The following is a 23,729-nucleotide window of genomic DNA, read 5'->3' as shown; positions in this document are numbered from 1 at the left end:
GCAGGCAGCCGTAGTAGCAGGCGACCTTGAGCCCGGAGAGCGGTTTCTTGACTGCGCTCGCCAGCTGGTCGAGGCCGTAGTCGCTGGCCAGGATTTCGAGGAGGTGCTTGACCGGCTTGCCTACCGCCAGCGGGGCATCGAGGGCGTATTCGACCTGTTGGCGCACCTCGGGATGGTCGGCCAGCCGATGCTGGGCTACTTTGAGCCGGGAGAAGCAGGCGGCGCAGGCTACGGCCAGGTCGCCGTCAACCTGTTCGGAGAGCTCCAAGTTCTTGGCGCACAGGGACAGCGATAACAGCTCGTCGACGTTGTGCGCCGGTGTGGCCCCGCAGCAGCACCAGTCCGGTACTTCTTTGAGCCCGATGTTCAACGCCTTGAACAGCGCCCGGGTCGATTCGTCGTATTCCTTGGCCGAGGCGTGCAGGGAGCAGCCAGGATAATAAGAATAATTGAGAACATTTTTTGTCGGCACTATGGTTTCTCCGATGGTGATCGTAGGGGCAATTCGCGAATTGCCCCTACAGGGCCTCGCCTTTTTTGCGCAGCTCTTCTATTCTATTAAAGATCTTCTCGATATCGGCGAGGTTCTTGTTCTTCTGGTGGAACATCTTGAGCTTTCCTTTGGTGATCAGCTTGGGGCCGAGCATGAAGTCTTTCAGGAGTTTGCCGCTCCTTAGGTTGAACGCCGCGGCCAGTCGCATTTCGTACTGCCGGCCGTAGCTCCGGATGTTGTCGAGGAACAGGCTGTTCGCCAGCTGTACCAGTGATTCCTTGGACGCTCCCTGGGCATCCCAGGAACATTTGCGCAGGGCGTCCATGATCGCCGCCAGATCGACTTTGTTCGGACAACGGGTGGTGCAGGTCTCGCACGAGGCGCAGTACCAGATGCTCCGGCCCGCCAGGACCCGCTCGAACTGTCCCAGCTGCAACAACCGGACGATCCGGTTAGGAGGGTGTTCCATGAACGAGCGCATCGGGCACCCGGCCGAGCATTTCCCGCACTGAAAGCACCGCCGTACCGAACTACCCGACAGCTGCTCGACCTTCTTCACAAAGTCCAGGTTCATCGTCTCCTGCGATAACGTCATCTTGGAGTGTTTCATTGCGCTCCCGCTTTTTGTCATATATAGAGCTATCCAGTCGTGTTAATGAGAACGGAAAAGTATACAGCAAAAGACACGCCAATCATTCATAACGCCTTGTTTTACGCGTTAATAGCTTGAAATTACGGATGGTAGCTGCAATCGGCCCGGTCGGATACTCCACGGTAATATTGGGGGCCGCAATACCGGGATAAATTGACCCTGTGGGGCAAACCTACCGTAACTGCGATGTTATTTTGTTGTCACTGGTTTTTCTTTGCCGGGAACGTCTTGAGGAACAGTAGCGTGGTGAAATGCTGCAGTGTGGCGTTTAGCAACACGCTATCGCTTCAGGAGGGTGGATTGTCATTGGTTCTGCCCGAAAACTCCCCAGTTATCAGATAATAGAATGAACCGGGCCCTCTCAAGAAAGAGCCCGGCTCTTTTAATGCTCGAAGAATAAAGAAATCATCACGCCGGACGGCTTTGCCGGCTTGAGCATTTATTTAAACTGCATCGCCTTGACTTCCAGAAACTCTTCCAGACCGTATTTGCCGAGTTCCCGGCCGATTCCCGACTGTTTGTAACCGCCAAAGGGGGCGAGCAGGTTGAAGGAGCCGCCGTTGATATCCACCTGGCCGGCCTTGAGCCGCCGCGCCATTCGTTCGGCCCGTGCCGGGTCGCTTGACCAGACTGCGGCAGCAAGTCCGTAATTGGTGCCGTTGGCGATGGCGACTGCTTCGTCCTCATTCCGGTACGTCATTATGGAGAGTACCGGGCCGAAGATCTCTTCCCTGGCAATGGTCATGTCCGGGGTAACGCGGCCAAAGACAGTCGGCTGGACATAATACCCTTGCTCCAGCCCCTTCGGCGGGGCTGCGCCGCCGGTAAGCAGTAATGCCCTCTCTCTGATCCCGGCCTGGATATAGCTGCGCACCCGCTCCAGCTGGGTCGCGGACACCAGCGGTCCGAGCCGGGTCGATTCGTTGAACGGGTCGCCGGGCTGGTAGGTCTGGGCAATCTCAACTGCAAGGTCGACAACCTGGGCATAAATGCGTTCAGGCACCAGCATGCGGGTATGGGCAGTGCAGGTCTGGCCGGAATTGATGAAGCAGGCGCCGACAGTCCCCTTGACAGCAGCGGGCAGATCGGCATCGTCGAGGATCACGGCCGCCGATTTCCCCCCCAGTTCCAGTGCGACCCGTTTGACCGTCGGCGCAGCCAGCGTGGCTACCCGGCACCCGGCCCGAACCGAGCCGGTGAAGGAGATCATGTCAACGTCGGGATGGCCGGCCAGGAGCTCGCCGACCGTTTCGCCGGTGCCGCTCACCAGGTTGAAAACCCCTTCCGGTAAGCCGGCTTCGTGGATGATTTCCGCCAGGATAAAGGCCGAAAGAGGTGCCACTTCGCTCGGTTTGAGTACTACGGTGCAACCGGCGGCCAGCGCCGGTGCCACCTTGGCAATGACCTGGTGGAGGGGATAGTTCCAGGGGGTGATGCACGCGGCGACTCCGGCCGGTTCTCTGACCACCAGGGAGTTTCCGAGCCGCTCTTCAAACTGATATTCGCCGATCAGTTTAATGTAACTCTCAACGACCGCTGCCGGAAGCCCGGCCTGGATCCGCCGCGAAAGCTTGATCGGCATCCCGACCTCGGCGGTGATGGTCTGGGCAAGTTCTTCCATCCGGGCGGTCATGCCCTGATGTATCCGGCCAAGAAGAGCAGCCCGTTCGGTAACCGGAGTTTCTCCCCAGGCATCAGCCGCAGCCCTGGCGGCAGCAACGGCACTCTCCGCATCAGCAGGGGTGGCGGCAGGAATCCTGGCTATTACTTCTTCCGTGGCAGGATTGGTGACCTTGATGAAGCGATCCCCTGAAGGGGGCGTCCACTGGCCGTTCAGATAAAGATTGTTGCGCTCGTGCATAGTCCCTCCATTTGAGTCCATTATCAGATCGCCGAACACCGATGCTTTATCATAAATCATGCCGCAATTGTCCAGCCACGCAAGACGATAGCGGCGATTTGTCAAAGAAAAAGGCCGCTTCCTCGGGGAAGCGGCCCTGGCAGATAATTCTGCAGTGCGGACGGTGCTGAAGAACGGTTAAGCGGCCTGTTCAACGGCAATTGTGATTTCGGTGAACTGGTCTTTATCGTTGTTGAGGCATTTGGGGCACTCCAGGGCAGAAAAGTCGGCACTGACGGTTATTGGCGTAAAATCCTTGGCTCTGCTCTGATAGTAACAGATTCCACATTCATAGAGACTGTTCGATTCCATGGGTTTCTCCTTTGGTTGTTAGGTAGCTGCCAATCAGGCCATCGTCCGTTGCAGATTTGCAGTCAAATGCGCCAAACAAACGTTTGAACAATGCATGGTCAAAAAAAATATTGATGCTATTTCAAAACCCCTTTGGCGAAAATATCCATGATATGTTGAATCAGCGCTTCATCCCTTTCGGCCGAGTGGTCAAGCAGTTCGGTCGTGACCGGTTCCAGGAGAAAATAAAAGTTGATCATTCCGGCCAGCGCCAGCACCGTATCGGTAGGATCGAGATCCTTGCGGAACTGATCATGGGAAAGCCCGTCGGTGAAAGTATCGATCAGGAGCTGCACAACCCCTTTGATTGCCGGTTTGACGATCGATTCGAAGCAGGGAGTGGGGTTGGTCAGTTCGCTGGTATAAAAGCGAAGCAGGAAGGGGTTCTTTCGGTAGCGGGCAACGGTGGCCCGTACATATAATTCAAATTTCTTGAGGGGGTCGTTTTCAACGGTCTTGATCTCGGGAATTCGTCGCAGCACCGCAAACTGTTCATTCAGCACCGCGCCATACAACCCCTCCTTGCCGCTGAAATAGTAGGAAATCATGGCAAGGTTGACGCCGGCAGCCCTGGCTATCTGGCGAACGCTTACACCATTATAGCCGCTCTCGGCGAAAAGAAGAGTTGCCGTCCTGATCAGGTTTGCACGGCAGTCTGTGTCGGCCATCCATCCCTCGCTCTATTATTCAAACGATCGTTTAATAATAATAGCAATTCAGCGCAGGAAGTCAAGCCAGTTATTAGAGGTCGTTGAGGATCTGCGCCCTTTTGCTGCGATACTCATCTTCGGTGATCAGCCCTTGTTCCCGCAGGCTGTTGAGCGTACGCAATCTCTCTTCAGGGCTCTTTCCACTTGGCACGGAGGCGCTATTGGCAGGTTTCTCGTTACTTTTTACAGCAGGGACTGTTTTGGGAGATTCCGGGGACCGGTCAATGCTTCCGACAGGCTCCCTTGCTGGTGGGGGTGCGTCGATCATGCCGGTGAGCGGTATGAGGATCCAGTCTTGCCGGCTGCTTTTCAACTCCGCCCCCTTGATGACCGAGCTGATCCGTCCGGAGTTTGTGTTCAGGGAACCGGACCGGGTGCCTGCGATAAAGGGGTTTAGCCGCCGGTCGTCCTTGTCCGAGACATCTTCATGGATTTTACCCAGAATCAGGTTAAGCATCCCCCCTGCTACAAACAGACGGCCGGTGGTCACCATCGGTCGTTTGACCAGGCCGTATAGCGAGACGTGATTGCCGATGGTGGCGAAGATTACCTCTTCGCCGGCAGTGGCCCGGCTAAGAGCGTTGCTGGCATTTGTGCTCAGCACTGATAGTTCGTAGTCGGTAAAAAGTGGGGTTGGCGCATCGTTATCTTTGGGAATGAGCTTGAGCGATGCCAGGGCCCATTGCAGCCGGTCTGTGCTGAGATCGGCCGGATGGGCATTGGGAGGCGCAGTCGGGGTCTGCTCTTTCGGTGTAACGGCTACATACTGGTCGCCGAGGTGCCATACTGTTTTCGGCGGCATCGTCGAAGAGGAGAGCCCGGCACAGCCGTTTAGTGTCAGGATGGCGCTTAGCATGAGCAGCGTTGTTGCGCAGGCTGAGCTTGTGTGCCGTCTAAGGAATGATCGCATCATGGCAGACCTCCATTTGCTACAGATTTTTTTGGGCGGGGGCTGCTGTGCCCCAAACCAAAGTGACAAAGGGTCAGGCCGAACCTCTGAACGGTTGCGACCTGACCCTGGTAAACGATGCAAAGGTTGCACCATCATTCGCCGGGTTATCCTCCGGCGCAGCATTTCGTATAGATTGTAAAATTCCCCTGTGCTGCCGTTCTAAAACGGAAGCTTGCCATAACCCATAAGAGAGAACGCCGGGGTCAGGAGGCAGGTGAAGGTCAGGACAATGAACATCACTGCGGCAATCTTGGGATTGATCTTGCCATACGTCACGCCGGTAACGGTAAAGCAGATAACGACGAACGTGAGGTTCATGAACGCCAGATAGGGGGCTGCGCCGATGATCGTCTTGCCATCGGGTTTCAGGCCGCCGCCGGTGGCAAAGAAAAACGCGTAAATGGCACAGACGATGCCAACAAGCAGAGCGCCGTTGCCGACAGTGCGAAGATCTTCAACGCCGGTCAGAAGGGCATGGCCGGTCTGCAGGTACAAGACCCCGAACACGAACAGCAGTCCGGCGGTGAAGGGGTCGGTAAAAACAGCAGCCTGAAGGGTTGCGCCGATGACAACGAGAATACCGACAACTGCACTGACAAAACCGGTACTCTTTGCTTCCCCGTATCCTAGGAAGAACATTCCTACCGGGATCCACATAATGCTGATCAAAACTAGTAGAGCTAACGTCATATATTTATCCTCGCCTCTTTTGTATCCTCTCCCGGTCCGGCTTCTTCGGCGGTACCGGGAGAGGGTTGAGACCACGGCTTATTCGGCAGTAGTCGGATCGATCATGCCTTTTATTTTTTCTACTCTGTTGGCAGGGAACCCTCCCTGCCTGGCGTGTTCAAGGACCATCTCCTTGTTGGGAGCGATGTAGATGCAGTAGATCTTGTCATCGGTGACATAACTCTGCACCCACTGGATTTGGGGGCCAAGGCCTTTGAGCACCCCGCAGGATTTCTGGGAAATGGCCTGCAGATCCTGGGGCGGAATCTTTCCAGCGCCCGGGAGTTCGCGTTCGATAACGTACTTCGGCATGGCTATATCTCCTTTCTTTGCGTGGGAAGCACTCTATGCCCCCAGGTTGACCGGTTACCAGTAGAACATCGTGCCGATGGACACAATGTTGGAATGGTTCGTGGTGTCGTCATGCCATGTGTCCTGGGCATAAGTGTACTCGGCGACGAGCTGGGTGAACTTGTTGAAGTTGTAGGAAACCATGGCTACCGCTGCCTCTTGCTTCTTCTTCAAAAGCCCGTTGTCGCCATCGTTCTTCTCCTGGCGGGTTTGGCCGTAGTTCACTCCGAGCTTGACATCGGGTGTCAGCATGTAGGTCGCCTGGGCGAGGAATCCCCAATGGGTTCTCTCTTTCCCGCTGGCATCCACTGATGTGAGGCCACGGGCGCCCAAGTCGCCATCCTGTACGCTGACCATGCCGAGCCCCTCGCCATAGTAGCCGGATGTCAGGAGGTCGATCCCTTTGAAACCGACTCCGATCCCGGCTGCTCCGCCAAGGGATTTGTTGTGGCCGCCAGCCCTCGCTATGCCTGCCGCGGTGCTGCGGGTATCGGTCTGAAAGAGGCCGGAGAGCCATCCCTGGACGGTGGCGCCATTGCCGAGCTTAGTGGCGTAGGATATTTCGCTTTCGATACGCGGTACGTTTGTCTTGGCGGAGTCAGCGCTGATCTTGTACGGTTCGGCGACGCTCAGGGCCACCTTTACCCCTCCCATGTCAGGAGTGGTGTAGCGGAACTGGGGTCCGAAGTTGGTGTAGAGATAACCGTAGGCAATGTGGCCCAGGGTCGTGCTGCCGACACTGCCCGGAACGACACCAACCCCGAGAAGGGTCATGTCGGTCAGGATGTTTTTACCCTGGTAGAGGTTGAGGGCGCGGCCGGCCAGGACCTCGCCGAAGCTCCCCTTGGCAGTGTAGAAGAACTCACGGAAGTCGATGTTGGAATCGGTGTCAAGCCGGGTGCGCTTGCCCGTGCCATCATTGGTATTGTTCTGCAGGCTGGGGTAGATGCCGACCCGCACGTTCGACTCAATGCCGTTTACGGTAGGGGCCTTGACGTTGAGTGCGACCACCGACGGCAAAAGTCCGACTGTTACTCCGAATCTCTGATCATTGTCGCCGAGAAGTGCAAGAGGGTGGCCTGCGGGGGCCTGGGTGGTTGACCGGTAGTGGCTGAATATGTCGACGATGCCGTCGGTGCTGAGCTGCCAGCCGTTTTCGCCACCAATGACAAAAGCTGCATGTGCAGAGGGGATTGCGCTCAGTGCCAGAAGCAGCGCTGTGATTCCTGAAACGAGTTTCTTCATGTTCTACCTCCTATCTAAATTGGTGCATCAATTTAATGCATTCCCTGCAATGCGTTCCCCGGCGCCTGTTTTCTGTCACTCCGATCTGCCGGCAACCGGCAACCGGCGAACAACTGCTAAGTTGATGCAGTTCATTGCAGGTGTTGTGGGGTGTTTACAGGTCAGCATCTCTGTTGCTGCGAGCAAGTCCACTTGTGCGTTTTATTCAGTTGGCATTACTCTCGTCGCCCGGCGCGCCGATCGTTATGGAGAACCGACTTTTGCAACTGTGGTGCCACAAATAAAACGATATTTTCCTGGATAAAACTGCAGGGGTGGCGCTAATTAAAATTAGGCTGAAGCCGGTCCCATAAGGCGTTTACGGTATTACGAGCCGGATTTTGCGGGTAGTGAGATTGTGTAGCATATGGCTACAATGTGGATATTTTTCTCACCACACTTCATAAATTGGGGTAGTATCCTAATGAAAAGCAGAATGGTTTTGTCGAACGGTTTTTTGCGGTAGAAATTAATAGAACTGTGTTAGGTGTCGGCATAACAATTGCTGATATGTTTATTTGATTGAACCGACCGCCTGTAAGCCATCAGTGCTCGTCGAGATTTAATATCGCCCGCAACAGCGAGGCCAGTTCACAATGGGTAACATGCAAAGCAATCTGCAGCACTGCAAGTTTGAAGTCCCGGAAATCATTTTCGGGCGGGGGCTTTTGAACCAGATCGGTTCGTGCGCCCGAAGGCTTGGCGGCCACAAGGTTCTGCTGGTCAGCGATCAGGGGCTGTTCAACGCCGGGTGGGTGGATAGGGCGCTTAAATTCATTGTGGAAGCGGGTCTGGAAGTGGTGCTGTATGACAACATCACATCCAATCCAAAGGACCTGGAAGTGGAAGCCGGAGCGCTCGAATTTGTCCGGCACGGCGCCGATGTCATTGTCGGCCTGGGTGGCGGGAGCGCCATGGATGCCGCCAAGGGGATTGCCATCCTGGTGTCGAACGGTGGCCGCATCCGGGATTATGTCGGCCCGGACAAGATTATCCGGCCGCTGCCGCCGCTCGTGCTCTGTCCGACGACCTGCGGAACCGGGTCGGACGTTTCCCAGTTTGCCATCATCAACGACACCGAACAACGGTGCAAGCTGACCATCATGAGCCGCTGCGTTGCACCGGACATCAGCCTGACCGATCCGGATACCCTGGAAACTCTGCCGGACGAATTCGTCTGCACTACCGCCACCGATGCCCTGAGCCATGCGCTGGAGGCGTTCTTTTCCGTGGCTTCCACCTCGCTCACCGATGTTCACGCCATCAAGGCGTTACGGCTGGTTTCGCAAAGCATGGTTGAGGCGGTCAAGGAGCGGCGGCCCCAGGATCTGGAAAATCTGGCGCGAGCCAGCCTGCATGCAGGAATGGCTTTTTCCAACTCACTGCTCGGGATCGTTCATGCCCTGGCGCATCCGATCGGCGGCCTGTACGATGCCAATCACGGCAGCATCAATGCCGTTCTGCTGCCGGAAGTCATCAAGTACGATATCCCGGTGGTTACTGAAAAATTGCCGGAACTCGCCTGGGGGCTCGGACGCCGCACCGACGGGGATGCCGACGCCGCGTCCGACATTGTCCAGGAGATTGTGGCGGCAATGCTCGATGCCGCCGGGGCGCCGCGCAGCCTGCGCAGTATCGGCGTCAGGCATGAGGATCTCCCAGAGCTTGCCAACAAGGCGCTCAATGATGTCTGTATCGTTACCTCGCCGCGTCAGGCAGATGCCCAGGACCTCCTGGCCATCCTGAAGAGGGCTTACTGAAATGGCCGAAGCCAAACGGACACTGGTCGATGAGCCCAATCTGGAACGGCTTTTGGGCCTGGAAAGCTCGAAGATCGGCTTTTATTCCGAGGTCAAGCAGAAGATCCAGGAACTGGAGGCTGCCAACCTCGAGCTGCGGATCAAGACCGGGGAGTTGCAGGCAGTATTTGACGCCATCAGCGACAGTGTTGTGATCTACGATCATCGCGGATGTGTCCAGCACCGCAACCGGGTTTCGCCCCAGCTGTTTCCTACGGAGACTACCATTGGCCGTTGCTGCAAGACGCTCTTTCACCCCGACCGCGACCGGTCACCGGATTGCCCGGTGGAGCTGGCGCTGAGCGGGCAGAATGCCCAGGTATCATTTTGCCTTGCCGACCGGATGGGGAATGATCGCTATTTCGACGTCACTGCGACCCCGATCGAGGACGCCAACGAAGAGACCCGGGCGCTGGTGTTCATCCGCAACGTCACCGACAAACGGCTTAACGAACTGCAACTGCTGCAGGCGGAGAAACTGTCGAGCATCGGCCTGCTGGCCGCGGGTGTGGCGCACGAGATCAACAACCCGCTCACGTCGGTTGCCGGGTATTCCGAGGCGCTGCTGCGCCGCTTCCGCGACGATAAGGCGCTTGCCGACGACCCCAGGCTGCGGGATTTCAAGAATTATCTCGGCGTCATCATCCGCGAGTCGTACCGCTGCAAGGGGATAATCGATAGCCTGCTCAGTTTCAGCCGCAAGTCCGAAGGGGCGGTCGGCCTGGTGGATATCAATGAAATACTGGGTGAAGTGCTGGAACTGGTCCGGCACCGGGCGCGCAACGAGAGGATCGAGATCCGGGAATTGCTGCAGCTGAACCTGCCGATGGTCAAGGGGGATGCCTCTGGGTTGCGCCAGGTGTTTCTCAATCTCACCATGAATGCCCTTCAGTCCATCGAAGGGCCGGGGATGATCGAGATCGCCACGGCCGAGCACGAGGACCGGACCGTGTCCGCCACCATCAGCGACAATGGTTGCGGGATTTCGCCCGCCATGATGGAACAGATCTGGGACCCGTTTTTCACGACCAAAGAACCGGGAAAGGGGATTGGATTGGGGTTGTCCGTAACGTACAATATTATCAAGATGCATGGCGGCAAGGTGTTTGTTGAGAGCAGGCACGGAGAAGGATCTAAATTCACAGTGAGGCTTCCCATATGTCAGCCGTAACCGGGCGTAAAGAGGCAAAGATACTTATCGTCGAAGATGAGAAGCCGCTGCGGGAGCTTTTGGAGATCGAGCTGGTGCGGAGCGGCTACAAGGTCGAGTCTGCCGCGGATGGCGAAAGCGGCCTGGAGAAATACCGCCAGGAGGCCTACAACCTGGTCCTGCTCGACATGAAAATGCCGGGCATGGATGGCGTGGAGGTGCTCAAGCTCATGCGGGCCGAGTCGACTCTCCCGGAGATCGTGGTCTTTACCGGCCACGGCACCATCGAAACTGCGGTTGAATGCATCAAGCAGGGGGCCTACGATTACCTCACCAAGCCGGTCAAACTGGATGAGCTGGAGATGGTGATCGAAAAGGCGTACGAAAAAAACCGGCTTCGTTACGAAAACATCAACCTCAAGCTGGAGATCAGCAAGCTCGACCAGCATCGGATCGTCGGCAAGAGCCCGGCGATTCAGAAGGTGCTGGAAAACGTCAGGCGCTATGGCCCGACCGACGAACATGTGTTGATCTGCGGCGAGAGCGGCGCCGGCAAGGAGCTGTTTGCCCGTGCCGTGCACGATGCCAGCCGCAGGGCCAGCAAGGCCTTTGTCACGGTCAACTGCGGCCGTCTTAATGTGAATACCGCCGAAAGCGAGCTGTTCGGCCATGTCCAGGGTGCCTTTACCGGCGCCAATAAAGGGCGGGCCGGGCTGTTCGAGCTGGCCGACAACGGCACCCTGTTCATGGACGAGATCTCGGAGATGCCGCTGGATGTTCAGGTAAAGCTGCTACGGATCCTTGAGACCGGCACCTTCCGACGCTTGGGGGGGAACCACGACATCAGCGTCAACGTGCGCTTTGTCTTTGCCTCCAATAAAAAGCTCGAAGAGTGCGTGGCCAAAGGGGAGTTCCGGGAAGACCTGTTCCACCGGATCAACCTGCTGTCGATCTTCATACCCCCGCTGCGGGAGCGGCCTGAGGATATCATCCCGCTTTCCTACTATTTTCTTAAATCGGCCAATGAAAGCGGCTCGGACAACTGGGAAATTACCGATGAAGCCATGGCATCACTCTGCGCCTATTCCTGGCCCGGAAATGTCCGCGAACTGCGCAACACCATCCGCCGTGCCAGCATCCTGGCGTCCGAACCGCTGATCTCCTCGGATCTGCTCCCGTTTGCGCCCCCCAAGAATATCCCTGCACCGGTAGCCACGACAGTGAACGAGGTGCAGATCATGCCGCTCTGGGTTGTGGAACGCGATCATATCCAGCGGGTGCTGGAAAAGGTGGACCGGAACAAGAGCAGGGCTGCCAAGGCGCTGGAAATTGACCGCAAGACCCTTTATACCAAGCTGGAAAGGTACGGGCTTGAGGTATGACTGTCATCCCCGGGGGCTGTTATGGATCTGACTGACGGATACGGCAGGAAAATCAATTACCTTCGGTTATCCGTGACCGACCGCTGCAACATGCGCTGCATCTATTGCATGCCGAGCGATGGGATCCGGCTGCTGGGGCACAACGAAATACTCAGCTACGAGGAGCTGCTGCAGGTTGCCAGGGCTGCCGTGGCCAACGGTATCGAGAAGATCAGGGTGACCGGCGGCGAACCGCTGGTCCGCAAGGGGATTATCCAGTTCCTGGAGCAGCTGGCGGCCATTCCCGGCCTGCGGCAGCTGGTCCTGACCACCAACGGCCTGGCCCTGGCCGAGATGGCCGAGCCGTTGCGCCGGGCCGGCGTCCAACGGCTCAACATCAGCCTGGATTCCCTGCAGCCCGGGACCCTGGCAAGCATCACCAGGGGCGCCGACGTAAACAGGGTCCTGGCCGGTATCGAGGCGGCAGAACGAGCCGGTTTTCCGATCAAGATCAATATGGTGGTCATGGCCGGCATCAATGATGCCGAGATCCTCGATTTCGTCGCCCTGACCCTGAACCGCCCGCTTACAGTCCGTTTCATCGAATACATGCCGGCAATACGCTCCGAAAACTGGGAAGCGCGGGTGGTCCCAGGGGGGGAGATACTCGAACAGGTCGGCCGCCGCTATTCTTTCACCAGCCAGGATCGTGACGGACTGGCCGGCCCGGCCCGGACCTTCCGGATCGACGGCGCAACGGGCAATTTCGGCATCATCACCCCGGTGACCGGCCATTTCTGCGAGGAGTGCAACCGGATCCGGGTCACGGCCTCGGGAAGGGTGCGTGGTTGTCTCTTTGCCGACGACGGGCTTGATCTGAAACCGTACCTGGAGCGGGGCGATCATGAGGAGCTCAAGCTTGCGCTCCGTTCGGTGGTTGCCTGCAAACCGAAGCAGCATGCGCTGGTCGAGGAAGAGCATAATTATACCCCGTTCGCCATGGCGGCGATCGGCGGATGAGCAGGACTGGAGGAAATATGTCGGCCAAGGTGGTCGCGGTCTGTATCAGTCAGAACAAAGGGGAGCGGAAAACCCCGGTCGATCGGGTCGAACTGCGGGAGAATCACGGCATTGCGGGTGATGCCCATGCCGGGGAGTGGCATCGTCAGGTAAGTCTTCTGGCCCTGGAGAGCATCGCCAAGATGCAAGCTCTGGGGCTCGATGTCACCACCGGCGACTTTGCCGAAAACATCACTACACAGGGTATCGACCTGCCGTCGCTCCCTGTCGGGACGCGGCTGACAGTGGGGGAAACCCTTCTTGAAGTAACCCAGATCGGCAAAGAGTGCCATACGCGCTGCGCCATTTTCTATCAGGCCGGTGACTGCGTCATGCCCAAAGAAGGGATTTTCGCCCGGGTCCTGCAGGGTGGTTTTGTTGCCCCAGGCTGCAAGATAGAAATCCTCGCCTGAACTCCCGATGAAAGCCAATCGAATTAGCTGTGGAGTAATGCTACAGTTTGCCGTGGCGAATAGCAGCGCTTTGCCCTGCGGCAGCGCGGCAGGTCCTCTCTTCAGGTTTAATTATTCCAACTAGTTATAGAGTTATTGCCGCCTTCTTCGCAACAGCGATACTCTTAATGGGTAAAATCGCAACAATGTGGAAAATATCTACGATTGGCAATGTTCTGGCGAGGCAAATTCCCACAGAAGGGTGAGCTTGCAATAAACGGTGTCCATTTCTGCCGCAGTCGATGGAGCCGCCGTGTGGCAATGGTCGCCGGCAAATGCGGCGCCGTCGATGATCGTTGTCCTGTCCGCAGGGCCATATATTCCGATCCTCTGTCCTTTTAACCCTTCCTGATCTGCAGCCCCTTATCCCGGATTTTCCCCCTCCCCATTGTCCGGATACAAAATATTATAAAAAAATAATCGTTTGAATCTCTGAAGTCGCAATTTCAGCCGGCTGCCGGTTTGTCTTGCTCGTGGCGAAATTCCTCAGTGTGGATTATCTCCATAGCGGCATATTGGGATAAACAGCGAAAAAAAGTAAAAAGATGTTTCAAAATTCCCCTGCACCGTTTTGGCATGCCGGCGGAAATTTGGATAAAATGCACGTAAATAGCTTGATTTAAAGAATAAATCGCGTTGGCACTCTGTTTGCTTTTGGTGAGAACATCGGCGCGGCACACACGCCAGAACCTGAAAAATACCGGTTATATGCAATGGGTAACAACTTGTTATAACAAAGTTATAGGAGGTGATGAGAGGAGATTAGGATGTTGGCCCGGCGTTGGATCGTTTACAGGCAGTAGGTAGTGATTTCAAACTACAGATTATAAACAACACCAAAAGGAGGAAGTACAGATGCCACATTTCAGAGATGTAAAACGGACCCTCAGCCAGCAGAGAACCGAGTACCCGATCAAGATGCAGCACGCATATCCTTCCGTAAATATCGGCTGGGGCGCCCATACCATGGTCGGCAATGACGCCAAGGCCCTCGGTATCAATAATGCCCTGATCGTTACCACTGGTCTGCGCGGCACCGGTATCGTCGAAGCTATCCAGGGCGTCCTCAAGCACGCCGGCGTGGCCTCCGAAGTTTTCGACAAGGCAACCCCGAACCCCAAAGATCATGAAGTAATGGAAGGCGCCAAGGTATTGGCCTCCGGCAAATTCGACGGCATCATCACCCTGGGCGGCGGCAGCTCGCATGACTGCGGCAAGGCCATCAAACTGGTCTACAGCCACGACGGTCAGGACGTCCGCACCTTCGAAGGCGCCTTCAAGGCAACCAAGAAGAACAAGATCCCGCATCTCGCCATCAACACCACCTCGGGTACCGGTTCGGAAGTTTCCTGCTTCTCGATCATCAACCACACCGAGAAGATGTACAAGATGGCTTTGTTCGATCCGAACTGCACCCCGAGCAAGTCGGTCAACGACCCGTTGATTCACCAGTGCATGACCCAGGAACTGGTTGCCTACACCGGCATGGACGCTCTGACCCACGCCGTTGAAGCGATCGCTTCCCGTCTCTGCGTGCAGTCCGCTTACGGCCCGGGCCTCTGGGCAATTACCGAAATCTTCCAGAACCTGCGTCAGTCCGCTGCCAACCGTAACAACGACCGGGCAGTCGAGCAGATGGTCTGGGCTGAAATGGCCGCTGCCTACAGCTTCAACAGCGCCGGCCTCGGTATCGTTCACTCCATGGCTCACGCCATGGGCGGTCTCTACGATGCGCCGCACGGTCTCTGCAACGCCATCGCCCTCGTAGACGTATGTCGCTTCAACCTGCCGGCCTGCCCCGAGCGCTTCAAGATGATGGCTAAAGCAGCCGATATCGATGTTGCCGGGCTGTCCGACTACAAAGCCGGTGAGAAGTTCATCGACGCTATCCAGGAACTCAAAGACGAACTGTTCATCACCCAGCGCTTTGCTGACCTCGGTCTGCAGGAAAAAGACCTCGACGGCCTGTCCAAATTCGCCGCCGCCGATATCTGCTCCGAAGGGAACCCGAAGGATGTCGGTTTCAACGAAATGCGTGCGGTATTCAAAGGCTGCATGTAAATCCCATGCGCGGGGTTCGGTTCCCGAACCCCGCGTATTTCCCGGTCAGGTGCAAACGATTTCCAGTTCCCGGGCAACCATTGAATCGGCAACTGATTCCAAACCGTGCGAGCACCTGGCATTTCCGGCAGGTGACGACCTTGCCGTTCAGCCATATACTCCTTCATTGGGCCGCTGGCAGCCGGAGCGAACTCCAGGACTCCAGCGGCATTTTTTTTATAACAGCCACAAAATTCAGGGGCCGACCATGATTACTGAACAGCAGGTAAAGGAACTTCTCCGGAGCGGCGGCTACATTGCGGATGAGACCATTGCCACCGCGGTCTTCCTGGCTCTCCGGATGGAGAAGCCGATCCTGATCGAAGGACCGCCGGGGGTTGGCAAAACCGGCCTGGCCAAGACCTTGTCAACAGTGCTCGATTTTCCCATGGTCCGGCTGCAGTGCTACGAAGGGATCGACGAGGGGAAGGCGCTCTACGACTGGGAATACGGCAAGCAGCTGCTCTACACCCAGCTGCTCCGGACCCAGCTCGACAGCTACCTCTCCGAATCGACCGATCTCCGAGCCGCGGTCGAGAGGCTCTCGGCAGAGGAAAGCCTCTTCTTTTCCCAAAATTTTCTGGTACAGCGACCGATCCTGCGCAGTTTTCTGTCGCCAAAAAGGTCGCTGCTGCTGATAGACGAGATCGACCGTTCCGGAGACGAGTTCGAGGCGCTGCTGCTGGAGTGTCTGAGCGATTTCCAGGTTTCGGTTCCGGAGCTGGGTGTTATTGCGGCGCAGCACAAACCGCTGGCAATCCTTACCAGCAACGGCACCAGGATGATATCCGACGCCCTGAGGCGGCGTTGTCTCTACCTCTATATCGGCTATCCCGAGTTTGACCGGGAGGTGGCCATTGTCCGGACCAAGTTCCCGGAGCTGTGCGAAGGTCTTAGCCGGCAGATGGTCGAATTCCTCCGCCGGGTGCGCGAGCTCAACCTGCGCAAGCCCCCCAGCGTTTCCGAGACCCTGGACTGGGCCCAGGTGCTTTCCATCCTGCATACCAAGCAGCTGACCCCGGCAGTGGTGGCCAACACGGTTGGAGTGATCGCCAAACACCAGGCAGACCTCAAGCAGGTAACGGAGCTGGCAGTGCAGATGATGGGATAACCATGGAACGGATCATCACCAGATTTGTCACCGCCCTGCGGGAGCGCGGGGTCAGGGTGTCGCCGGGCGAAAGCCTGGATGCCGTGCAGGCCCTGGCCATCGGCGGGCTGTCGGGGCGGAGTTCGGTAAAAGCGCTCCTGCGGCTGACCCTGGTGAAGAACGTCAATGATATCCCGGCATTCGAAGAGGTCTTTGACTGGTTCTTCAGCAGCAACCAGAGCAACCCGGGGGACCTCGATCCCGCGGAGTTCCTGAGCGCCATGATCCATATCGTTGAAGGTGAGCAGTTGAAGGCCGACGAGCATCGGACCAGGGAAAAGGACGACCCGCTGCAGATCATCGATGAGGATCTCACTGCTGAGGATCTGGAAAACCTGCTGGGGCTGGAAGAGAGCGACGACGATGCTGCCGGCGCCGAGATCATGGTGCAGCTGGACGGCTATCGGGGGAAGATGAATGCCCCGGAGCCGGCCGACTACTACATGCAGAGCCCTCCGACCGTTGCCTTCCATCAGGGTGTGAACAAAAGCAGGGTGGTCCCATTTACCCCGGAAGAGCTGGCGGACATGCAGGAGGTTGTCTCCCGTATGCTGGTGCGGATCCGCAAGGATGTGCAGCGGATGAAAGAGATGGAGAACCGCGGCAAGCTCCATGTCATCAAGACGATCCAGAAAAACTACCGGCACGGCATGGTCCCGTTCCTGCTCTCGCTGCGGCGCAAGCGGAAGGAGAAGCCGCGGCTCGTGGTTCTGTGCGATGTCAGCTATTCGGTGAGCCACGCCACCCGCTTCATGCTCCTCCTGCTCCACACGCTGCAGAACCGGCTGATGCATGTCCGGAGTTTCATCTTCAACAAGGAGCTGGCAGAGATCACGCCGATGCTCCGGAACATGCCGGTGAACTGCCTGCTGGAGACCATTGATAAGGGCGACATCATCAACCTAGATGACAACAGCGATTACGGCGCTGTCTTTGCGAGTTTCAAGGAGAGGCATCTGGAGAACATGCGGGGAAAGCCGGCTATCATCATCATCGGTGACGGCCGCAACAATTACAACGAGGCCAATGACTGGGCGCTGGAGGAGATCCGCGAGAAGGCCGGCTACATGCTCTGGCTCACTCCGGAGGAGCGCGACATCTGGCAGCGCGGTGACTGCCTGCTCGATCTGTACGGATCGTACTGCGACCGGGTGGAAACGGCCCGGGACGTGGACGAATTGAGCCGGCTGGTGGAAGACCTTTTCCATACCCTGTTCGACCATAACGACAGCCGGGCCTGGAAAAGAGATCGCCATGAACCGAGGGTCGAGGAACCCGCCAAGGAGCTGAACTACTACAACCGGCCAAAGGCTGTCGACAGCCCCAACTGCACCCAGTTCAGCCCGAGCAGCAAGGAATGGCGCGACCGGTACGGGACTCCTTACCATAAAAGGCGGTAGTGTTCCGTGCGGTTAGTTCGCCGCACCGGACAGCAAGCGAGGAAATGACGTTGAACCAGCTGCATGAATTCAAGGCATACCAGGCCGAACTTGAGACCAAGATCGAAGAACTGCGCCGCTCCCGCGAAGAGCTGGAGGCGTCGCGCAACAAGTATGCGTTGCTGTACGATTTTGCGCCGGTGGGGTATTTCACCTTTGACATGAAGGGAGTGATCCAGTCGGTCAACCTGTTCGGTGTCAGGCTGCTCGGCGTGGAGCCGGAGCAGTTGATCAACCGGCGGTTCGAGCAGTATGTTGCCGACGAGGACCTGTTCCTGTTCGGCAAGTTCCTGCAGAAGGTCTTTTCCGGAGGCGGTAAGGAGACCTGCCGGTTGCGGTTATCGTCCGATGAATCGGCCCCGCTCTATGTAAGGATCGAGGCGATGGTCACCGCCTCGGGCGAGGAGTGCCTGGCGGTCCTGGTGGACATCACCGAGAAGAAGATGGCCGAGAGCGCCCTGTCCGAGAGCGAATACAACCTGGCCAAGGCCCAGTCCATGACCCATGTGGGATCGTGGAGTTTCGACCCGGTCACCGGCAATGTCAAAGCCTCGGATGAACTGCTGCGGATCATGCGGCTCACACGGGAAGAGACCACCCAGGAGGCGTTTGCCGGGGTGGTGCATCCGGATGACCATGATCTGGTCATGGAACAGCTCCGGTTGGGTACCGAGCACGGCAAGAGCTACGAGATCGAGCATCGCCTCCAGTTCAGCGACGGCAGCTCGCGCTGGGTCTATACCATTGTCGAGCCGCAGGTGAACTCCGCCGGCAGGGTGGTCAAGCTCTATGGCACAACCCAGGACATTTCCGATCGCAAGCAGGCCGAGGTCGAGCTGAGCAACAAGACCAACGAGCTGCAGGCGATCTTCGACTCCATCAGCGACGGCATCACGGTCTATGACCAAGACGGCCGGGTGCAGCACCATAACCTGACCGGCCCGCAACTCTATCCGCAGGAGATCAGACCGGGGAGCTCCTGCCAGGAGCTGTTCCATCCCGAAACAGCTATTCTTCCGGGCGATTGCCCGGTGGAAAGGGCGTTGCGAGGAGAGCGGGTGGAGACCTCCCATGTCTCGGTGCGGGACGGCCAGCGGACCCAGTACGTGGATATCACCGCCACCCCGATCCGGGACGCATTGGGGGAAAGAAACCGTGCCCTGGTCTTTTTCCGGGACGTTTCCAGGAAAAGGCTCCAGGAGATGCACCTGATCCAGACCGAGAAGATGTCCAGCATCGGGGTGCTCGCCACCGGCATTGCCCACGAGATCAACAACCCGCTCACCTCGGTTGCCGGATGCGCCGAGGCGCTATTGCGCCGCTTCCGGGATGAACCGGCCCTGAAGACCGACTGCCGGCTGGATGTTTTTCCCCATTACCTGGAGGTCATTGTCCGGGAGTCGTACCGCTGCAAAGGGATCATCGAGAACCTGCTCAGCTTCGGCAGAAAGTCGGACGGCTCTTTTGCCCAGGTGGAGGTGAACGTGATCCTCCTGGAGATCCTGGAGCTGCTGCGGCACCAGTCGGCCTACCGCCAGATCGAGGTGGTCAGGGAGCTGCATGAGGGGTTGCCGCGGGTCATGGGTGATCCGTCCGGCCTGCGCCAGGTCTGCATGAACCTGCTGGTCAATGCCCATCAGGCGATTACCGGTAAAGGGCGGGTAACTATCCAGACCGGGTTGCATGACGGAGCCATGATCGTCATCAAGATCAGCGACACCGGTTGCGGCATCGGCCAGGATATGATCGACCGGATCTGGGACCCGTTTTTCACCACCAAGGAGGTGGGGAAGGGGGTCGGACTCGGCCTGGCCCTTTCCTACGACATCGTCAAGCGCCATGGCGGCGAGATCGAAGTGGAAAGCCGGCTTGGCGAGGGGTCGCAGTTCACGGTAACGCTGCCGGTCCGCCACGAATAAGCAATCTCTGACTCTGCCGCGTCCTGACCGGGCATCAACCCAATCTCTGGAGGAATAATGAACTGTACTTGCGAATCACATAACATGCATATCTGTTATCTCAAAACGCACGGAGAGGAAGAGTGTCTGAAAAGCGTCTCCGACAATCCGACCGTTACCTGCCGCCACTGCGGCGCACAGGCAAACAGCGTCCAATATGTCTGCGCCGCCCATCTTGGCAGCGATGCCCCCAATGTTGAAGGTGGTCACGGAGCACTCGACCTTGGTGAGGTCGGCAAGCCTCACGTCGGGTAAGACCTTCCGGGGGGTGAGGAGGTAACTTATGAGCCGATTGTTCTGTTCGCCGGGACGTTACGTGCAAGGGGCCGGGGCAGTGCGCGAAATCGGCGGCCACGCGGGCCGCCTGGGGCGGTGCGCATTGCTGGTCGGCGGAAAGACCGCCCTGTCGCTCTGCGCCGGGGCGATTCAGCCGAGCCTGGCAGTGGAAGCCATCCCCAGCCACCAGGAATATTTCGGCGGCACCTCTTCCCGGCCGGAAATCGACCGGCTGGTGGCAGTTGCCAAGACCCACGGGGCCGACCTGATCATAGCAGTGGGTGGCGGTGCGGCCATCGATGCCGGCAAGGCCGTTGCCCATGAACTGCAGGCGCCGGTCATCGTGGTGCCCACAACGGTTGCCACCGATGCCCCTTGTTCGGCGCTGGCAGTGATCTATTGCGACGACGGCTCTTTCGAGCGCTACCTGCTGCTGCGCCGCAACCCGGACTGCATCCTGGTGGATACCGAACTGATCGCCAGGGCGCCGGTACGGTTCCTGGTGGCCGGTATGGGGGATGCCCTTGCCACGTACTGGGAGTCGGACAGCTGTGCCCGCAGCAATGCCCCCAATCAGCTGACCGGCGGCGGCAGCCAGACCCTGGCAACCCGCGCCCTTGCGCGGATCTGCTACGAAACGTTGCTGGAGTGGGGTGTGGCCGCCAAGCTGGCAGTGGAGCAACAGTCAGTCACCCCGGCGCTGGAGGCGATCGTGGAGGCAAATACGCTGCTGAGCGGGCTAAGTTCGGAAAACGGCGGCCATGCCGGCGGGCACTCGATTCACAACGGTCTGACGACCCTGGCCGCGACCAGGGCAAAGCTTCATGGCGAAAAGGTGGCTTTCGGGGTGCTGGTGCAGCTGGTGCTGGAAGGACGGCCGCCGGAGGCCATTGCCGAACTGCTGGGGTTCTGTCATTCAGTCGGCCTGCCGATCTGCCTGGCGGACCTGGAGCTGACGGCGCCGACAATAGAAGATATCCGGCAGGTGGCGAAAGCCAGTGTTGCCGAAGGAGAGACTATTCACTCCACCTGGTTCCCGGTCACTGCGGACATGGTCGAGGCCGCGATCCTGGCCGCCGATGCCCTGGGGACCGGGTATCGGCAGCGCCGGACCGATAGAGACCCCGGAACGGACGAATGGTTGCGGCAGTCATGACAGCAAGACATATTGGGACAGTCCCGCGGATCAAGGTCCTGATCGCGGATCGCCAGACAATAGTCCGCCAGGGGGTGCGGTCGCTCCTCGAACGGGAGCAGGATATCGAGGTGGTTGCCGATACGGCCGACGGTGAAGCGCTGCTCGATCAGGCCCGGCAGCAGGCCCCGGACGTCATTGTCACCGAGATCAGGCTCATCCTGCTCAGCGGTCTGGACGCGACCAGGCGGGCGGTTGCCGAAGGGCTCCCCTGCAGGGTGCTGGTCCTGACCGACAACTCCGACCGGGAAACGATCATGGCCGCCTTTGACTCCGGCGCCCGGGGGTATCTCCTGAAGGAGGCGGACTGTCACTGCCTGGCCGAGGGGATACGCACCGTCAACGGCCGCGGCACCTATCTCGGCCCCAGGGTATCGGATCTCCTGGTCAGCTCCGGCATCCGTCCCGCAGCTCCTGAGCCCCTTCCGCAGCTCACCCTGCGCGAGCGGGAGGTTCTGCAACTCCTGGCCGAAGGGCTCAGCTCCAAGGGTATCGCCTTCCAGCTCGGCATCTCCAACAAGACCGTCGATACCTTTCGCCGGCAATGCCTGAAAAAACTCCGGCTGAAGAGCAGCGCCGACCTGATCAGGTTCGCCCTGCGCACCGGGCTGGCCACTCTTTAGAACCTTTCCCCCTGCTTCACTCCTGAAAACTCCCTTGCCAATCCCGCATCGCTTCACCTTTGCAGAAATTGTTGCGCCCCGGTTCCGGCTGGTCATGACACCGTAATTTACGCATGAATCCGAGTAAATTACGCATGTAGAGACGCTGGCCCCCACCGAAACTAATGAAAACGGCGTTCGATTCATTAAGGGTGTGTGAATCCGCCCAACAACAGCCGTCAGCAGTTACAGACAACGATGTCAGGGGGTAGCAGATGAATATCAGGACCAAACTGATCGCGGTGAATGTGATCATTATTGCGGTAACGCTGGCGAGTATCACCGGGTTGTGCCTGTACACCTTCAAGCGGAGCCTTGAGGAAAAGGCGGTCGCCTCCCAGGAGGCGAGGCTCAAGACATTCTGGGAACTGCTGTATCAGAAGGGGATGGATGTCCGGATCGAGGGTGGACGGCTCATGGTCGGCAGCTACACGGTCAATGGCGACAATTACCTGCCGGACCGGCTGAAAGAGCTGTGCGGCGGCGTCTCCTCGATCTTCATGGAAGAGACGCGGATCGCCACCTCGGTGGTAAAAGAGGACGGCAGCCGCGCCCTCGGTACCAAGCTTAAGGGGCCGGCCTATGAGGCGGTGATTGTCAACGGCAAGCCGTATCGCGGCGAGGTCGAGGTGCTCGGGGTCCCGTATTACGCCGCTTACGATCCGCTGAAAAACTCGCGCGGCGAGACGGTCGGCGCCTTTGCCGTGGCCGTGAAGAAAAGCGAGTATCTCGACTCCTACCACCGCCTGCTGATCCTGATCCCTTCCCTGGCGCTCCTCTTTCTGGCAACCGCGGCAGGCATCACCTGGTTTTTGATCCGTCGGCTCTTTGTCCCCCTGAACCTGATGCACGATATCCTGGTCTCCTCCGAAGCCACCGGCGATCTGACCCAACGGATCGGCTATGCGGACAAAAATGAGGTCGGCGACATGTGCCGGGCGTTCAACGCCTTTATGGAGAAATTCCACAACATAGTTCTCCGCCTGGTCCAGACCACCACCCAGGTCTCGTCTACCTCCGGGATGCTCAGTTCCGCCTACGAGATGATGGCCGGCAATGCCGGCGACGTGGCGAACCAGGCCGGGACCATTGCCGTGGCGAGCGAGCAGATGGCCGTCACCTCAAACGAGGTCGCCAATAACTGCACCATGGCGGCGCAGAGCTCGGAACAGGCGAATGTCTCGGCCCTGACCGGATCGGCAGTGGTTCAGCAGACCGTCACGGTCATGAACCTCATTGCCGAACGGGTCCGGGAATCGGCGCAGACAGTGGAGGCGTTGGGGGCGAAAACCGAACCACCTGCTGTGAGTCAACAGAGGACAGAGAAGGCCGATAGCAATAAGAAAAATGGTTACGACTTTACGGTGAGTGAGAAAAAGTCTGCGTCTGCTGCAAGCCTGCTACTGGACACGGGTAGCTCGGCTTATGACATAACGGCATCCAATTCCGGCAATGCCCCGGTATCCGTGGGCATTAATATCGATAAGGCTTCGGCACAAATCGCTTCAGCAGACAAAACACTCCCCTTCTTTGCCGTAGTGCCGGCCCATGACGCTAAGAAAACCATTAACAACCTGAAATAAAGCGCGTTAATAGGGTTAGCCGGTACGGAGTCCGTACTGAAAGCGCCATGAAAGAGTTATGCTCTTGAAATAACTTATTTTTCCCGGAAAATTGTCAAATGTGAAAATATTAGGGAAAATACA

Annotated in this window: 23 protein-coding genes; 14 read left to right on the top strand and 9 right to left on the bottom strand. The window is 57.8% G+C overall.

What is annotated here, in order from left to right:
- The 9 genes from OR1_RS18540 to OR1_RS18505 all read right to left on the bottom strand — a co-directional run.
- Positions 1 to 475, bottom strand: a 475-nt coding sequence (locus tag OR1_RS18540; protein WP_041974183.1) for a heterodisulfide reductase-related iron-sulfur binding cluster, incomplete at its 3' end; no start/stop codon positions are given.
- Positions 476 to 518: 43 nt separating this feature from the next.
- Positions 519 to 1,103 (bottom strand): 4Fe-4S dicluster domain-containing protein, encoded by a 585-nt coding sequence (locus OR1_RS18535; protein WP_041974155.1) that lies wholly within the window; start codon positions 1,101 to 1,103, stop codon positions 519 to 521.
- A gap of 481 nt (positions 1,104 to 1,584) precedes the next feature.
- Positions 1,585 to 3,006 carry an aldehyde dehydrogenase family protein gene (locus OR1_RS18530; RefSeq protein WP_041974153.1) on the bottom strand — a complete coding sequence of 474 codons (1,422 nt, stop codon included), beginning with the start codon at positions 3,004 to 3,006 and terminating at the stop codon, positions 1,585 to 1,587.
- A gap of 177 nt (positions 3,007 to 3,183) precedes the next feature.
- Positions 3,184 to 3,357 carry a hypothetical protein gene (locus tag OR1_RS22370; protein ID WP_160295281.1) on the bottom strand — a complete coding sequence of 58 codons (174 nt, stop codon included), beginning with the start codon at positions 3,355 to 3,357 and terminating at the stop codon, positions 3,184 to 3,186.
- A gap of 116 nt (positions 3,358 to 3,473) precedes the next feature.
- Entirely contained in the window at positions 3,474 to 4,064 is a 591-nt protein-coding gene (locus OR1_RS18525) for a TetR/AcrR family transcriptional regulator (protein ID WP_041974150.1), read from the bottom strand.
- Positions 4,065 to 4,137: 73 nt separating this feature from the next.
- Entirely contained in the window at positions 4,138 to 5,019 is an 882-nt protein-coding gene (locus tag OR1_RS21165) for an SHOCT domain-containing protein (protein ID WP_052440657.1), read from the bottom strand.
- A gap of 198 nt (positions 5,020 to 5,217) precedes the next feature.
- A complete protein-coding gene (locus OR1_RS18515; protein WP_041974147.1) occupies positions 5,218 to 5,748 on the bottom strand; it encodes an AmiS/UreI family transporter in 531 nt (176 codons plus the stop codon).
- A gap of 78 nt (positions 5,749 to 5,826) precedes the next feature.
- Positions 5,827 to 6,099, bottom strand: coding sequence for a DUF4242 domain-containing protein (locus OR1_RS18510; protein WP_041974145.1), 273 nt, complete (start codon positions 6,097 to 6,099; stop codon positions 5,827 to 5,829).
- A gap of 54 nt (positions 6,100 to 6,153) precedes the next feature.
- Positions 6,154 to 7,383 carry a hypothetical protein gene (locus OR1_RS18505; RefSeq protein WP_041974143.1) on the bottom strand — a complete coding sequence of 410 codons (1,230 nt, stop codon included), beginning with the start codon at positions 7,381 to 7,383 and terminating at the stop codon, positions 6,154 to 6,156.
- On the opposite strand from OR1_RS18505, the gene OR1_RS22195 reads away from it, so the two are divergent.
- From OR1_RS22195 to OR1_RS18440, 14 genes are all read left to right on the top strand, one after another.
- Entirely contained in the window at positions 7,382 to 7,687 is a 306-nt protein-coding gene (locus OR1_RS22195; RefSeq protein ID WP_152609972.1) for a hypothetical protein, read from the top strand. The two genes, OR1_RS18505 and OR1_RS22195, sit on opposite strands and share 2 nt — an antisense overlap.
- A 331-nt stretch (positions 7,688 to 8,018) precedes the next feature.
- Positions 8,019 to 9,182, top strand: a complete 1,164-nt coding sequence (locus tag OR1_RS18500; RefSeq protein WP_041974141.1) for an iron-containing alcohol dehydrogenase — start codon at positions 8,019 to 8,021, stop codon at positions 9,180 to 9,182.
- A 1-nt stretch (position 9,183) separates the two neighbouring features.
- Positions 9,184 to 10,392 (top strand): nitrogen regulation protein NR(II), encoded by a 1,209-nt coding sequence (locus OR1_RS18495; RefSeq protein WP_041974138.1) that lies wholly within the window; start codon positions 9,184 to 9,186, stop codon positions 10,390 to 10,392.
- Positions 10,380 to 11,753 (top strand): sigma-54 dependent transcriptional regulator, encoded by a 1,374-nt coding sequence (locus OR1_RS18490; RefSeq protein ID WP_041974135.1) that lies wholly within the window; start codon positions 10,380 to 10,382, stop codon positions 11,751 to 11,753. The genes OR1_RS18495 and OR1_RS18490 overlap by 13 nt, the downstream gene beginning before the upstream one ends.
- A gap of 21 nt (positions 11,754 to 11,774) precedes the next feature.
- Positions 11,775 to 12,752, top strand: coding sequence for a GTP 3',8-cyclase MoaA (gene moaA, locus OR1_RS18485; protein ID WP_041974133.1), 978 nt, complete (start codon positions 11,775 to 11,777; stop codon positions 12,750 to 12,752).
- A 17-nt stretch (positions 12,753 to 12,769) separates the two neighbouring features.
- Positions 12,770 to 13,204: an MOSC domain-containing protein gene (locus OR1_RS18480; protein ID WP_041974131.1), complete on the top strand. Its 435-nt coding sequence runs from the start codon at positions 12,770 to 12,772 to the stop codon at positions 13,202 to 13,204.
- A gap of 894 nt (positions 13,205 to 14,098) precedes the next feature.
- Complete coding sequence (locus OR1_RS18475) at positions 14,099 to 15,304, top strand: iron-containing alcohol dehydrogenase family protein (RefSeq protein ID WP_041974129.1); 1,206 nt, start codon at positions 14,099 to 14,101, stop codon at positions 15,302 to 15,304.
- 247 nt (positions 15,305 to 15,551) lie between these two features.
- Complete coding sequence (locus tag OR1_RS18470; protein WP_041974179.1) at positions 15,552 to 16,454, top strand: MoxR family ATPase; 903 nt, start codon at positions 15,552 to 15,554, stop codon at positions 16,452 to 16,454.
- Between the two features lie 2 nt (positions 16,455 to 16,456).
- The gene (locus OR1_RS18465) at positions 16,457 to 17,893 is read left to right on the top strand and encodes a VWA domain-containing protein (protein WP_041974127.1); all 1,437 of its coding nucleotides are present in this window, start codon (positions 16,457 to 16,459) and stop codon (positions 17,891 to 17,893) included.
- Between the two features lie 44 nt (positions 17,894 to 17,937).
- Positions 17,938 to 19,851, top strand: coding sequence for a PAS domain S-box protein (locus OR1_RS18460; RefSeq protein WP_041974125.1), 1,914 nt, complete (start codon positions 17,938 to 17,940; stop codon positions 19,849 to 19,851).
- Between the two features lie 57 nt (positions 19,852 to 19,908).
- A complete protein-coding gene (locus OR1_RS21815) occupies positions 19,909 to 20,145 on the top strand; it encodes a hypothetical protein (protein WP_082003036.1) in 237 nt (78 codons plus the stop codon).
- A 28-nt stretch (positions 20,146 to 20,173) separates the two neighbouring features.
- The gene (locus tag OR1_RS18450) at positions 20,174 to 21,322 is read left to right on the top strand and encodes a glycerol dehydrogenase (protein ID WP_041974121.1); all 1,149 of its coding nucleotides are present in this window, start codon (positions 20,174 to 20,176) and stop codon (positions 21,320 to 21,322) included.
- Positions 21,319 to 21,984 carry a response regulator transcription factor gene (locus OR1_RS18445; RefSeq protein WP_041974177.1) on the top strand — a complete coding sequence of 222 codons (666 nt, stop codon included), beginning with the start codon at positions 21,319 to 21,321 and terminating at the stop codon, positions 21,982 to 21,984. Before OR1_RS18450 ends, OR1_RS18445 begins: the two co-directional genes overlap by 4 nt.
- 254 nt (positions 21,985 to 22,238) lie before the next feature.
- Positions 22,239 to 23,606 carry a methyl-accepting chemotaxis protein gene (locus OR1_RS18440; RefSeq protein ID WP_052440655.1) on the top strand — a complete coding sequence of 456 codons (1,368 nt, stop codon included), beginning with the start codon at positions 22,239 to 22,241 and terminating at the stop codon, positions 23,604 to 23,606.
- The last annotated feature ends 123 nt before the right edge of the window (positions 23,607 to 23,729 follow it).

This window comes from Geobacter sp. OR-1, from assembly GCF_000813145.1.
Taxonomy (GTDB): Bacteria; Desulfobacterota; Desulfuromonadia; order Geobacterales; family DSM-12255; genus Geoanaerobacter.
The sequence above is the reverse complement of the archived record's forward strand: the minus strand, read 5'-3'. Positions and strand labels throughout refer to the sequence as shown.